Genomic DNA, 13,523 nt, shown 5'->3' on the forward strand with positions numbered 1-13,523 from the left:
CTGGAGCGGGGCGGCCCCCGCTACTGCTGCCAGGACAGGACGCCGTCCCGCACCCGCGGCAGGGTCGGGGCGCGTTGCGGGCGGCGGCGCGTCGCCGGAGCGACGGGCGCGTGGCGCGGGTCTCCTGCACGGCGCCGGCCACGTCGTCGGCGAACTCCGCCGGGGTGGGCCATCGCCCGGTCGTGGATCGCGGCGCCCGGCGAGGGGCCCCGCGTCCAACCCCGCGAGGCGGACAAGCTCCGGCCGTTCTGCGCGGTGCGACCGAGACGGACGCTGGGCCGGTCGGTGCCGTGGTTTCCCGTTTCCGGGTCGGGTGATCTTCCTGGTCATCCGGCCGGAAGGGGGGCCCGCGCCCGCATTCCGCTTTCGTGCGGTGCGAGCCGACTTGCGTGCTCGGGTCGCCTCTGCGTCGGTTGCGGACGGCATGGCGCGGCCCTCGGCGGGCACGCGAGCCAGCATCGCGGCACCGCGTCAACCGCCTTGCGGGACAGGGGGCTTGATGGGGGTGCGGCGCCGGAGCACCCGATGAGGAGTGGGGACATGGGATTGACGCAGCGCAGGACGGGAACGACTTCGAGGTCCGTCGCCCTGGCGGGCGGGGGTGTCGCGGTGGCGGCGGTGCTGGCGTTGGCCGGATGCGGGTCCTCGTCGTCCGACGGAGGCAGCGCGGCGCCTGCGTCACCCTCTCCGTCGTCGGCGGCCCCGTCGACCGCGGCACCGTCCCCGAGCGGCCAGGCCGGCGGCGACGGGACCGCGTTGCAGACGGCCCTGACCACCACCGCGCACGCCGAGTCGGCCCGCATGGTGCTGGACGAGACGCTCCAGGCGGGCGGCAAGGACGTGACGGTGCACGGAAGCGGGGTGACCTCTCTGGACGACTCGGCCTCGCAGGCCCGCGGGGAGTTCACGGTCGTCGCTGCCGGGCAGCAGGTCGAGATGCGGGTGCTGGGCAGCACGCTGTACGAGAAGCTGCCGCCGTCGGCCGGCACCAAGCAGCTCAGTGGCGGCAAGCCGTGGATCAAGGTCGACACCACGAAGATCCCGCACACGGTGGGTGACACGTCCAACCAGGCGCCGAGCGCTTCCGCGCAGCTCGCCTACCTCGACCATCCGCAGCGGGTCACCAAGGTCGGCTCGGAGCGCGTCGGCGGAGTGGACACCACCCATTACCGCGTGTCCGTCTCCCCGAAGATCCTCGCCACCTCCGGGGTGGACACCAGCAAGCCGATCCCGGTCGACGTCTGGATCGACGCCCAGCACCGGGTCCGTCAGGAGAAGCTGTCGGCGGCGGTGACCCTGGGCGGTTCCGCGGCGACGTCCTCCGGCACCTCGCAGAAGTCACTCAGCATGAACATGACCTTGCAGCTGGGGGACTTCGGCACCGCGGTGCACGTGTCTGCCCCGCCCGCCGGCCAGGTCACCGATGCCACCCAGCGCATCGTCAGCGCGGCCAAGGGGGGCGCCGCCACCACGAGCTGAACCGGCGCTCACCGTCCGGGCCGGCCGCGGGTCTCCAGCCCCGCCACCATCTCCGGCAGCTCCCGGCTGTGGATGACCCCGAGGCTCTTCGTCGCCCGCGTGAGAGCCACATAGAGGTCGTTCACGCCGCGGGGGTGGGCGGCGACGATCTCGGCGGGCTCCATGACGAGGACGGCGTCGAACTCGAGGCCCTTGGCCTGGGCGGCGGTCATCAGCACCACGGGTGAGTCCAGGGCCGACGGGCCGTCGGCGACGGTGACGCCGTCCAACCGGGCCAGGGCGTCGATCAGTTCGGCCGGCCACCCGGGGGCGTGGATGATCGCCGTCCTGCCGCCGTCCAGCGCCGAGATCTCCTTCTCGACGGCGGCAAGCAGCGCCGGGACCGGGTCGCTGTCGGGGATGCGCAGACTCCAGGGACGGACGCCGCCGCTGCGGACGGCGGTCGGGGCGGTCAGCGCGGGGTCGACCGCCCGCAGGACGCCCCCGGCCACACGCATGATCTCGGCCGGGGTGCGGTAGTTGACGGTGAGTTCCACCGAACGCCAGCGTCCGGCGGTGTACTCGTCGAGCGCCTCGCCCCAGGAACCCAGTCCGGCCGGCGCGCCGGTCTGCGCCAGGTCGCCCACAATCGTCATGGAGCGGCCGGGGCAACGGCGGGTCAGCAGCCGCCAGTCCATGGGGGACAGTTCCTGCGCCTCGTCCACGATCACATGGCCGAAGCCCCAGGTGCGGTCCTCGGCCGCGCGCTCGGCCAGCGGGCGGAGCGAGGCGTCGCCGTGGTACTGGCGCACCAGCATCTCCGCGTCGATCTCGATCAGCCCCTCGCCGAAGTCCTCCAGCACGGCCGCCGCCCGTTCCCGCTCCTCGGCCTCGGCGGCGGCTTCGGCCCGGTGCGAGGCGGTGCTGCCGGGGAGCGGGCCGAGCAGTTCGGCAGCCTCGTCGAGCAGCGGGATGTCCTCGGTGGTCCAGGCGGCGGCCTGCCGCCCCGGGGTCCGGTCGCGGTTCGGGTTCTCGTCGGGGTCCCGGGTCAGGTCCTCGTTCGGGTCCCGGCTCGGGTCCGCGCGCAGCAGGGCGGCGCGTTGGGCCGCGGAGAAGCCGGGCGCGGCCCTCGCCAGCATCTCGGGGGAGCCGAACAGGCCGCCGAGCAACTGCTCCGGGCTCAGCAGCGGCCACAGCTTCTGCGCCAGTGCCTGCACGTCGGGCTCCTCGACCAGCGCGTCGGCGAGGTTCGCCACGTCGTCCAGGTCCATGTTCCCGCCCCGCTCCTTGGCGATCCGCAGGGCCAGCTCCGAGGACAGCCGCTCGACCAGGGCGGACCGGGCGGCGTTGTGGGGTTCGCCGGATCTCCGCGCGGCGGCCTGGGCCCGCTCGCACAGCGCCCGTCCGACCTCGATCTCCTCATGGCGGGACGTCCTCCTCCCCACGGTGATGGTCCAGGATGTGGCCGGCAGCTGCCGGAGCCCGTCCAAAGCGGCGGCGAGTACCCCGGCCATCCGTGCGTCGCCCTTGACGGCGGCCGCCTCCGGCGTGTCCGGACCGCTGGGCGTCACGCCCGGATAGAGCGCGCCGATGCTGCTCAGCACGACCTCGCTCTCGCCGAGCGCGGGGAGCACCTGGTCGATGTAGCGCAGGAAGGTGGTGTTGGGCCCGATGACCAGCACACCGCGTTTGGCCAGCCGGTCGCGGTGGGTGTAGAGCAGGTAGGCGGCGCGGTGCAGGGCGACGACGGTCTTTCCGGTCCCCGGACCGCCCTGCACGACCAGTACCCCGCCGAGCTGGGACCGGATGATGCGGTCCTGCTCGGCCTGGATGGTGCTGACGATGTCGCCCATCCGCCCGGTCCGGGCCGCCGTCAGCGAGGCGAGCAGGGCGGCCTCGCCGCTGAGCTCGGAGCTGTCCCGGCCCTCCCGGGCGGTCACGCCGAAGGGGTCGTCGTCGAAGTCGACCACCGTACGGCCCTTGCTGCGCAGGTGCCGGCGCCCCGTCACGCCGCCGGGGGCGGCGGGCGTGGCCCGGTAGAACGGCTCGGCGGCCGCGGCCCGCCAGTCGGTGAGCAGCGGCTCGTGCTCCTCGTCCGCCAGGGCGATCCGGCCGATGTACCGGCGCTCGCCGCCGGCACTGTCGATCCGTCCGAAGCACAGCCCGGATTCGGCGGCGTGCAGTTCCGCCAGCCGGCGCGTGTGGTGGATCTCCAGTGTGTCGCGCTCCATCCGGGACTGCGCCGTGCCGCCCCGGTCCTGGAGGTGGATCTCGCGCAACCGGGCGGTGGCCAGCTCGCGCTGGGCTTCGAAGCGGTCGTACAGCCTGCCGACGTACGCGTTCTCCGCCCGCAGCTCTCCGGTCCGCCAGCCGTCGGACGGCCGGGGGCTGTGGTCGTCCCGGATCGTCGCGTCGCCGGCGCCGCTCCGGGCGGCGGGATCGGGTTGCGATGAGGACGATGACGTGGGGACCAAGGCGCGCTCCATTGACTGAACAGGATGAATCGTGGGAAGCCGGTACTGCTGGTGACTGCTGGTGCACGCCGGCGTGTACGGACACGCCGGGCCGGGGTGCGGCCCGGCGCCGGGCGCTGCCGGACGCTCGGCGGCCCGGCTGACGTACGCCGATACTGGCAGTCCCCGGCCTCGGCCGACGATTCTGCGCCACGACCCGGGTCTTGCCGCAAGCCCCCCGGGCCGGTATACGTTGAGACTGGCAGGGAGTGGGTGTACCTCCTTCCCTTTTATCGCCCCCTCCCCCGTCGCGCGACCGACACGCGGGCCGACCGGAAGCGCGGAGCCGACCGGGGCAGCAGGCCGGGCGCGGCCCGTCGCGGAGCGCGGCGGCGTCTGCGGCAGCCCGCACCGGGACACGGCGGCCCGGCACACCTCGTCGGCGTTTTCGCCCGGTCACCGGCTTGCCCGCCGTCCGGACCCGGGACGGACCGGGCGGGGCGCTGCCCGCTGCTACCGACAGCGAGGGACGCGGTGCCCGACCGGTGTCCGGGACGCCGTGGCGTCCCGGACACCGGTCGAGCCGCTCACGCGCCGCAACCTACCGGCGCCGACGGGCTACGGCTGGTCGTAGCGGACCAGGCCGTGGACCAGCTGGGTGAACTCCTTCCCGCTGGTGGTCAAGTTGAGCTCCACGTCGATCTCCCACCGTCCCGCGGCGGGGCTCGCCGCGACGAGGTTCGCGGCGGCCGTGGTGGTGCCCGACGCGTCGGTGACCGGGGTGGCGGCGACCTGCTGCACGACGGTGCCGCTCGGGTTGAGCAGCCAGAACGTCATCGGGTTGTCCGGGCTCGCGTCGGGTGTCGTGAAGCTGACGTCCAGGCTCTGCTTGCCGGCCGGCACGTCGAGGTCGTACGTGCTGATCTGGCCGACCTGCCGTCCGACGCTGCTGGTGATCGTCGTGTCGAACGCGCCGCCCTGCGACGGGATCAGCGTGCGGCGGGCCACCGGCAGGGAGGTCCGGGCACCGTTGTCCGCGACGAACTGGACGGACTGCGGGTGGTCACCGGGCGCGGCGGGCATCAGCACCCGCAGCGGGACGGTGGCACTGGAGTGCGCCTTGATCCGCACGCCGTGCGCCGCCGGGGTGGTCACGTAGTGCTGGCCGGTGACCCGGAACGAGACGGTGCCGGTGTAGGTGCCCGGCACGTTCGGCGGCTCCTGCAGGTGGGCGCGGCCGTTGGCCCAGAGGATCTCGGCCGTCCAGGTGCCCGGCACCGGTGCGGCGACCTCCACGTGCTGGATGTTGGACACCGTGCCCAGCCGGCCCGCCCTGGTCGGCGGTGTGCCGTAGTCGTAGGAGATCTGCGTCAGGCGGCCCTTGGGGTCGATCAGCGTGTACGACAGGACCGTGGAGTTCGTCGGGTCCGGGATGATCATGTCGGCGTTGAGCCGGTCCAGGCCCTTGGGGACGTCGAATCTGATCGGTGCGGCGGCCGTGGCGCCCCGGGCCGGGACCGGCAGGCTCGGGTCGGGCGCGCTGACCTGCTCGGTGACGGTCCGGCCGATCTGCCGGGCCTGGCCCAGCGAGCGGTAGGCGGCGTTGACCCGGGTGTCGCTGCGGCTGGTGTTGAACAGCGTCACCGACTGCGCGCTCGGGCCCGCCTTGGCGGTGATGTCCAGCTGCGTCGGCGAACCGACGACCAGGCTGTCGGCGTCGGCGGGCTTGCCGTGGCCGTGGTCGGACAGCGTGCTGCCCGGTTCCTGCTGGGCGGCCTTGACGGCCGCGTCGATGTCGAGCAGGCCGGAGCCCTGCTGGTCGGCCGGTGCGCCGATGTCGGTCGCGGTGCTGGTCAGGATCTGCTTGACCAGGGCCGGGGTCGGCTTGGCGCCGGCGTGCGTGTCGGCGTACGCCTGGATGACGTCGGCGGCGGCGCCGGCCACGATCGGGCAGGACTGGCTGGTGCCGCCGAAGGCCTCGGTCTGGGTGTTGGTCGGGCAGTCGCTGCCGGTCGGGCTGCAGGCGGCCTCGCCGCCGTAGCCCGGGGCGGCCAGGTCGACGACGCGGTTGTTCGGTGTCGTGCCGCCCGAGGACAACGGGGTGATGTTGTTGTTGGTCCAGCGGGTGAAGCCGGTGGCCTGGGCGTTGAGGCGCAGCGTGTTGGTCGCGCCGACGGCGATGGCGAGCGGGTCGCTGGCCGGGGAGGACACGGTGCCGGAGTCGCCGCTGTCACCGGAGGAGACCACCACGGTCACGCCCGCGGCGATCGCGGCGTCGTTCGCGGCGTAGAAGACCGCGTACCGGCCCGGGCGCGGGGTGTACCCGTAGGACTCGGAGATGATGTCCGCGTGCTCGGTGACGACAGCGTTGTCGATGCCGGCCACGACCTCGGATTCGGACTGCTGCACGGCGCCGTCGGTGCCGCTGGGCGGGGTGTCGATCACCGAGCTGTCGACCAGCGAGGCGTCCGGCGCGACACCCTTGATGGTGAAGGTGCAGCCCTTCGGCAGGCCGGAGAACGGCAATTCCTGGGAGTAGTCGTAGACGACCGTGCCCTGGCCGGCGATCGACGAGGCGTCGCCGTAGAACTCGCCGTCGCTGTCGTCGGCGGTGGGATCGGGTGCGTCCAGCACGACGGGCGTGCCGTCCTTGCGGATGAAGTTCGGGTTGCCCGCGAGGTCGTTGATGCCCTCGTTGGCGACGATCACGCCCTTGCCGGTGGCGATGTCGTTCGCTTCGTCCTTGTCCCTGGGGTTGTCCGACGACGCGTGGACGACCGACAGTGCCTCGGGCTCGGTGAAGGGCTTGTTCGGGTCGGCCGGGCAGAGGGCCGGGCTCAGCTTGGCCGGCCGGGCGTGCGCCACGCTCGATCCGGGGTCGACGGTGATCGTGTCGTCGGGGACGATCTCGGCGACGGCCGGGTTGCCGCGCAGGCTCTTGACCTCGGCCGCGGACAGGTGGGCGGCGACGGCGTTGACGCTGACCAGTTGGCGGATGCCGGTGCCGCCGGCCGCCTTGATGTCCGCGACGATCGACCGCTGATCGGACCGGGTGGCCGAAGTACGGGCGGCGCCCTGGGCCTTCAGCTTGAGGTCGGCGTGCTGGTCGGTCAGCACCACGATGACCGGACCGCCGGCGTCGGCGCCGTACACGGCGGGGGCCAGGGACGAGGGAGCCGGCGGCGCGGCGTAGGCGCCGCTGCTCCCGATGAGGGCGAGCGACACGCTCGCGGTGAACGCCGTTGCCAAAGTGGCCAGTCGGGCTCGATGGCGAAGAGGTTGCAGGGCACGGGAATGGCGTATGTCGGTAATGACGACTCCCACGTGAAGGTCCGTATGGAGAGGCAAAGCCGTGCGGAAAGCGCTCAGGAAGCACCGCATGTAGTGTGCACGCCACGCGAAGACGGTGGGAACAGGTGACGGCTCTCTTTTAAACGGAGCTGGGAACACGGGGATTGGTTTCGGCGATCTTGTACCGTTTCATAACCCCGGTGCCGCCCGCCGGGCGGACCCGGGTCAGGAGACGAAGGTCCAGTTCTGGTCGTCGGTGTCGCTGCAGGTGTAGATGGTCAGTGCGGCATCGGGGCTCGTGCTGCGGTGTCCGGTCACGTCCAGGCACAGCTGGCTGCCCGCTGCCTGCCCACTGCCTGCCGGCCGCCGGTCCGCTGCCGGTCCGCCCCGGCACTCGGGGGCCGACCGGCTGACGCCCCGTCCGAGACATCCCCGCAGGCAGTCATGGTGCGCGCCGGACAGGACTCTTCGGGCCGGCGCGTCCGGAAATGCCTGGCGGCGACCCCGCGGAGCGCGGCTCGCCGGGTAACGCGGCTGGGCCGTGCGCAGGGCTTACGATGCGGAAAAGTGCACACCGCAGTCGACGAAGGGCCGAGGAGATGGCCGACCATGCCGGTGCGACGGTGCGCCCGGTCCGGGCGAGTGGGGCGGTACTGACCCTCGACAACGGCGGAGCGGTGCTGGCGTGGTCCGAGGGCGCGCAGGATCTCCTCGGCCATCGCGCCGACGACGTGGTGGGGCACGCGGTCGACACGCTGCTGACCACCCGCGGGAGCGCGGAACTGTCCGGCTGGTCGGTGCGTGCCCGGCCGAGGCGCTCGTGGTCCGGGACCGCGGAGTTCCGGCGCGGGGACGGGCGGAACGCCGACCTGGCGGTGCGGATCACCCCGCTGTCCGATGGCGGCCGCGGCGACGCCGGCTGGATCGTCACGGTCGACCTGATCCGCGGGAGCGCGGGGGAAGCCGTGGACGCCGCCGCACCGGAGTCCGCGTCACTGCCGCCGGTGCCGGAGCCGGCCGACCTGCTGCACCAGTCACCGATCGCGCTGTCGCTGTTCGACCGGGACGGGCGGCGCGTGTGGCTGAACGAGGCGGCCGGGCGGATGGATGCGGCCATGGGGGTGGACCGGCCCGGGCGCCGGGCGGCCGAGGTGTTCCCCGGTCCCGAGGGCCGGGCGCTGGAGGCCCTGGTCCAAGGGGTCTTCGATTCGGGGGAACCAGTGATCGACCGCGAGTACCGCTGCACCCTGCCCGACGGCGGGGAGTTGGTACTGGCGGGCACCTTCTTCCGCGTCGAAGGGCCGAACGGCGAACCGGTCGGTGTGTGTTCGACGGCCACCGACGTGACCGACTCCCGTATCAGGCAGCATTTCCTGCAGGTCAGCGAGGCCAGTCGGCACATCGGGACGGCTCTTGACGTCCAGCGGACCGCGCAGGAACTGGCCGATGCCGCCGTGCCGTTGCTGGCCGACTACGTCACGGTGGATCTGGCGGACTGGGTTTCGCTCGGCGAGGAGCCGGCCGAGCCGATAGGGGCCTCGGACACCGATTCCGCCGATCCCCGGATCCCGGTCTTCCGGCGGGCGGGTATCGCTTCCATCCACGCGGGCCTGCCCGAGGCGCTGTGGCAGATCGGCGAGGTGGTCGTCGTCCCACCGGATTCCCCTTTCACCCGCGCCCTGCTCTCGGGATTGACACACTTCGAGCCGGTGCTGGACACCTCGCCCGGCACCTGGCTCGACCAGGACCCCCAGCGGGCCCGGACGATCAAGGCGACCGGCATGCACTCGCTGATCATCGTCCCGCTGAAGGCCCGCGGCATGGTGCTGGGCGAGGCGGTGTTCGTCCGGACCGACAACCCGCTGCCGTTCTCGCGGGAGGATCTGCTGCTGATCGAACAGTTCGTGGAGCGGGCGGCGTTGAGCCTGGACAACGCGCGGCGCTACAGCCGGGAGCGGGCGGCTTCCCTGACTCTCCAGCGCAGTCTGCTGCCCGGCAAGATCTCGGGCGGCGCCGCGCTGGAGGTGGCGTCCCGGTATCTGCCGGCCGACACGCGCAAGGGTGTCGGCGGCGACTGGTTCGACGTGGTCCCACTGTCCGAGGGCCGGGTGGCCCTGGTCATCGGCGACGTGGTGGGGCACGGCATCAGCGCCGCCGCGCGGATGGGCCAGTACCGGACCGTCGTGCAGACCCTCGCCGACCTGGACCCGCCGCCCGAGGAGCTGCTGGCCCGGCTGGACCGGCTCGTCCTCCGGCTCAGCGACCAGGACACCGGGGGCGACAGCAGCTTCGCGGCCTCGGCGATGGGCGGCACCTGCTTGTACGCGGTCTACGACCCCGCCACCCGCGGCTGCACCATGGCCTCCGCCGGCCACCCGCCGCCGGCCGTGCGCAATCCCGACGGCAGCATCGGCTTCGTGGACCTGCCGGTCGGGCCGCCGATCGGGCTGGGCACGATGGCGTACCGGTCCGTCACGGTGGACCTGCCCGCCGGCAGCACCATCGCCCTCTATACGGACGGCCTGATCGAGACCCGCACGGCCGACATCGACACCGGGATGGACCGGCTGCGCACCGCGCTGGCCGGTCCCTCGCTTCCGCTGGAGCAGTTCTGCCAGCGGGTGGTGACCGCGATGGCGCCGTACGGCATGGGAAGCGCCGAGCGAGGCCCGGCCGCCGCCTTCCCCGACGCCTTCCGCACGAAGCCGTCCCCCGACGACGTCACCCTGCTGGTGGCGCGCACCCGCGCCTGAGGGCTGTCCCGCTCCCGGAGCTGCGGCTCGCGAGCGCCGCGGCGGCGGGTTCGCCGGGGGCGGGCGGGGATGGTTCTTGTCCTTTCGATGTGCCGGGGGCCGGGCAGGGGGTGATCCGCCCGGGCCGGGGAGCGGTCCGGCGGCGGCGGACCGCTGGTCAGCGACCGGGCTGCCGCTCGGTGATCTCCTGCAGGAGGAAGCCGTTGCCGTCGGGGTCGCTGAAGGAGGCGAAGGCGCCGTACGAGGGCCTGCCGGGCAGGAAGCCGGGCACCCGCTTGCCGGTTCCGGCGTGGTGGAAGACGCCGTCCTCGTCGTGGAAGATCTCGCTCACCTCGACGCCGCGCCCGATCAGGTCCGCCCGGGCCTTCTCGATGTCGGCCACGATCAGATGCAGGTTCTGCACCGAGCCCGGCCGGGCGTCGCTGACCCCGGTGCCGACGATGATCGAGCACGCGGAACCCGGCGGGGTGACATGCACGACGCGGAAGTCCGCACCGCCGGCGTAGTCGAGGTCGGTCCGGAAGCCGATCCGCTCGTAGAACTCCTTGGCCCGGTCGACATCCGCCACCGGCAGGACGAGCACCTCGAGTTTGTACTCCACCGTGTCCATTCCAGCGTCCCTTCCCAGCGAGGTCCGGATGCCGTCCGGCATCCGGTTTCCTACGATCGCCGAGCGAGCGGGCGGTGGCCCCGGGCAGAGTCCCTGGTGTGACCCCCGGGGGTCACCGGTCGGGCAGCGCGGCGCGCAGTTCGCGGCGCGACCCGATGCCGAGCTTGATGAAGATCTTGCGCAGGTGCCACTCGACGGTGCGCGGGCTGATGAACATCACGGCGCCGATCTCGGGATTGGTCCGGCCCGCTCTGGCCAGCCGGGCGATCTGCAGCTCCTGCGGGGTGAGTTCCTCGGGCGCGCCGGGGCTCCGCTTGCGGACGCTCTCGCCGGTCGCGGCCAGCTCCCGGCCGGCCCGTTCGGCGAAGCCCTCCGCGCCCATCGCGGTGAACGCCTGGTGGGCGGTGTGCAGTTGGGTCCGGGCGTCGCCGCGTCGGTTCTCCCGGCGCAGCCACTCGCCGTAGAGCAGCCGCGCCCGCGCCAGGGGCAGCCCGAGGCGGCCGGCGGACAACCGCTCGACGGCGTCGCGGTAGTGCCGCTCGGCCTGTTCCGGCGGGCCGGCGAGCGCGTCGGCGACATCTTGGACGCCCAGGGCCCAGTCCGTACCGGCGGCCGCGGTCCGCTCCCGCAGCCGCTCCCGCGCCAGCGCGGCGACGGCCGGCTCCCCGGCGCGCGCCGCGGCCTCGACCAGTTCGCCGAGCGTCCAGTTGAACACGGCGAGGTCCTCGTACCCGGTGGCCTCGCGGGCGGCCTCCAACGCGGCCGAGTAGCGGCCCAGCCCGTTGAACAGCGCTGCCTTGGCGTAGCCGGCCAGGCCGAGCAGCCGGCCCTCGCCGCGTGCCTCGGCGTCCTTGACCGTCGCCTCGATGAGCTCCAGGGCCGGCAGTTCCCGGCCCCGGTAGGCGGCCAGCGTCAGCTGGGCGGAGGGGTGTGCGGCGAGGCCGGTGGCCCGCTCCAGGCTGTCGGCCTCGTCGAGCAGGTCCGACGCGTCGGCGAAGCGGCCGGCGAAGACCAGGGCCCCGGCGCGGAAGACCAGCGCGGTGGGCAGCAGCGACAGCGCCCCGGTGGAACGGGCGACGTCGATCGCCCGCTCGGTGAGCCGCAGCCAGGTCGCCTCCTGCCACACCTCGTGCGCCACGGGTCCGGCCAGCCACAGCAGGCCGGGGTCCTCGTTCGCGGTGAGCGCTTCCAGCGCCCGGCGCAGGACCGGTACGGACGGCGCGTAGCCCTCCAGGCTCCACCGCGTCAGACCGGTCAGCAGCAGGCCGACCGCGTCCTGCCCGGCCGGCACCGCCCGGGCGGCCTCGGCGGTCCGGCGCAGGTCGCCGCCGAGCCGGCCGGCGTGCACGGCGGCACCCAGCGCGGACAGATACGTCTCCCGGGCCATGGCGGCGTCCAGGCTCCGCAGCCGCAGGGCGGCGGCGAGCAGCGGCGGGCCGGCTCCCCGGCCGGGGTCGAGCGCGAGGGTGACCTGGGCCCGCAGCCGCTCCAGGCCGGCCCGCTGCAGGACGTCGAGCGGGCCCAGCTCGGCGGCGGCCAGCAGGTCCGGCACCAGCGCGGGGGACCCGGCCGCGAAGCGGGCATGGGCGGCGGCCAGGGCCAGCCCCGCCCGGCGTCCCGGGTCGGCGGTCAGCTCGGTGGCACGTTGCAGGAAGCTCGCCGCGGCGGACCGGCCGCCGCGGGCCATGGCCCGGTCGGCCGAGCGCTCGAGCTCGCCGGCGACCTCCTCGTCGGGTCCGACCGCGGCGTGCGCCCGGTGCCACGCCCGGCGGTCGGGATCCTTGCCGGCGTCGGTCACCTCCGCCAGCGCGGCATGGGCCTCGCGCAGTTGGGCCGCCCCGGCCGACCGCCACGCGGCCGAGCGCACCAGCGGGTGCCGGAAGCGGACCCGGGTCCCCAGTTCCATCAGCTCGGCGGCCTCGGCGGGGGCGACGGCCTCGGGGCCGATGCCCAGCCGGTCGAGCGCGCGCCACAGCAAGGTCACGTCACCGATCGGCTCGACGGCGGCGGTGAGCACCAGGCGGCGGGTGTCGGCGGGCAGCGCCGCGATGCGCCGCTGGAAGCCCTCCTCGACCCGGCCCATCAGCGGGGTGGCGCTCCGCGCGCCGAACCCGAAGGCCAGCTGGGTCGCGGTCAGGCCGCGCGGCAGCTCGATCAGGGCCAGCGGATTGCCCCGGGTCTCGGCGACGATCCGGTCGCGTACGCGGGCGTCGACCGGCCCGGTGAGCACCGTGTCCAGCAGAGCGCGCGCGTCGGCGTCGGGCAGCCCGTCGACGCGCAGCTCCGGCAGGCCGGCGAAGAGCTGCTCGTCGCCCGGGCTGCGGGCCGCCAGCACCAGCGCGACCGATTCGGCGTCCAGCCGGCGGGCGACGAAGGTGAGGACGACCTCGGACATCCGGTCGATCCACTGCGCGTCGTCCACCACACAGACCAGCGGTTGCCGCGCGGCGGCCTCGGCGAGCAGGCCGAGCACGGCCAGGCCGACGAGCAGCGCTCCCGGCGGATCGCCGGGGATCAGCCCGAAGGCGACGGACAGCGCGCCCCGCTGCGGCTCGGGCAGCCGCTCCAGGCGGTCCATCAGCGGCGCGCAGAGCTGCTGGAGCGCCGCATACGCGATCTCGGACTCCGGCTCGACCCCGGCCGTCCGGGTCACCCGGCCGCCCGGTGCGCGCTCGACCAGATAGTCGAGCAGGGCGGTCTTGCCGGCGCCCGGTTCACCGCGCAGCACCAGCACGCGGCTCCGCCCGTCGCGGACATCGCGCAGCAGGCGGTCGAGCGTGTCCTGTTCGCGTCGGCGCCCGCGCAGCTCGAAGCCGCCGGTCATCGTGTCCACCACGTGCGAGATCCTCTTCCCCCGGGCGAGCCCGCCGGCCGCCCGGCACAGCAGAGGATCCAGCGTAGATCAGGCCGACCGGTCGGGGTCGGCGGCGTCCGACGCCCCGGCCGTCGGCCGCGCGG

General features: G+C 73.9%; 6 protein-coding genes. 2 read left to right on the top strand and 4 right to left on the bottom strand.

All coding sequences use genetic code 11. The annotated features are described in order from the left end of the window. The first annotated feature begins 540 nt into the window (after window positions 1–540). Window positions 541–1,479 (top strand): hypothetical protein, encoded by a 939-nt coding sequence (locus GA0115240_RS24595; protein ID WP_161302422.1) that lies wholly within the window; start codon window positions 541–543, stop codon window positions 1,477–1,479. Window positions 1,480–1,487: 8 nt separating this feature from the next. Here GA0115240_RS24595 and GA0115240_RS24600 read toward each other — a convergent pair whose 3' ends face one another. Both GA0115240_RS24600 and GA0115240_RS24605 read right to left on the bottom strand, forming a co-directional pair. After that, complete coding sequence (locus GA0115240_RS24600; RefSeq protein WP_346267979.1) at window positions 1,488–3,932, bottom strand: HelD family protein; 2,445 nt, start codon at window positions 3,930–3,932, stop codon at window positions 1,488–1,490. 597 nt (window positions 3,933–4,529) lie between these two features. Further along, on the bottom strand, window positions 4,530–7,160 hold the full coding sequence (locus GA0115240_RS24605) for a S8 family peptidase (protein WP_161302424.1): 2,631 nt from the start codon (window positions 7,158–7,160) through the stop codon (window positions 4,530–4,532). Between the two features lie 641 nt (window positions 7,161–7,801). Between GA0115240_RS24605 and GA0115240_RS24610 the strand changes: the two genes are divergently transcribed. Next, on the top strand, window positions 7,802–9,955 hold the full coding sequence (locus GA0115240_RS24610; RefSeq protein WP_161302426.1) for a SpoIIE family protein phosphatase: 2,154 nt from the start codon (window positions 7,802–7,804) through the stop codon (window positions 9,953–9,955). Window positions 9,956–10,112: 157 nt separating this feature from the next. Here GA0115240_RS24610 and GA0115240_RS24615 read toward each other — a convergent pair whose 3' ends face one another. Together GA0115240_RS24615 and GA0115240_RS24620 are read right to left on the bottom strand one after the other, a co-directional pair. Beyond that, window positions 10,113–10,556, bottom strand: coding sequence for a VOC family protein (locus GA0115240_RS24615; RefSeq protein WP_093739748.1), 444 nt, complete (start codon window positions 10,554–10,556; stop codon window positions 10,113–10,115). 121 nt (window positions 10,557–10,677) lie between these two features. Beyond that, on the bottom strand, window positions 10,678–13,401 hold the full coding sequence (locus GA0115240_RS24620) for an ATP-binding protein (RefSeq protein ID WP_346267980.1): 2,724 nt from the start codon (window positions 13,399–13,401) through the stop codon (window positions 10,678–10,680). Between the last annotated feature and the right edge of the window lie 122 nt (window positions 13,402–13,523).

Source organism: Streptomyces sp. DvalAA-14 (assembly GCF_900091855.1).
Taxonomy (GTDB): Bacteria; Actinomycetota; Actinomycetes; order Streptomycetales; family Streptomycetaceae; genus Actinacidiphila.

Coding starts and splice junctions, on each gene's coding strand:
- GA0115240_RS24595 (WP_161302422.1), top strand. CDS start 541: ATGGGATTGACGCAGCGCAGGACGGGAACGACTTCGAGGTCCGTCGCC.
- GA0115240_RS24610 (WP_161302426.1), top strand. CDS start 7,802: ATGGCCGACCATGCCGGTGCGACGGTGCGCCCGGTCCGGGCGAGTGGG.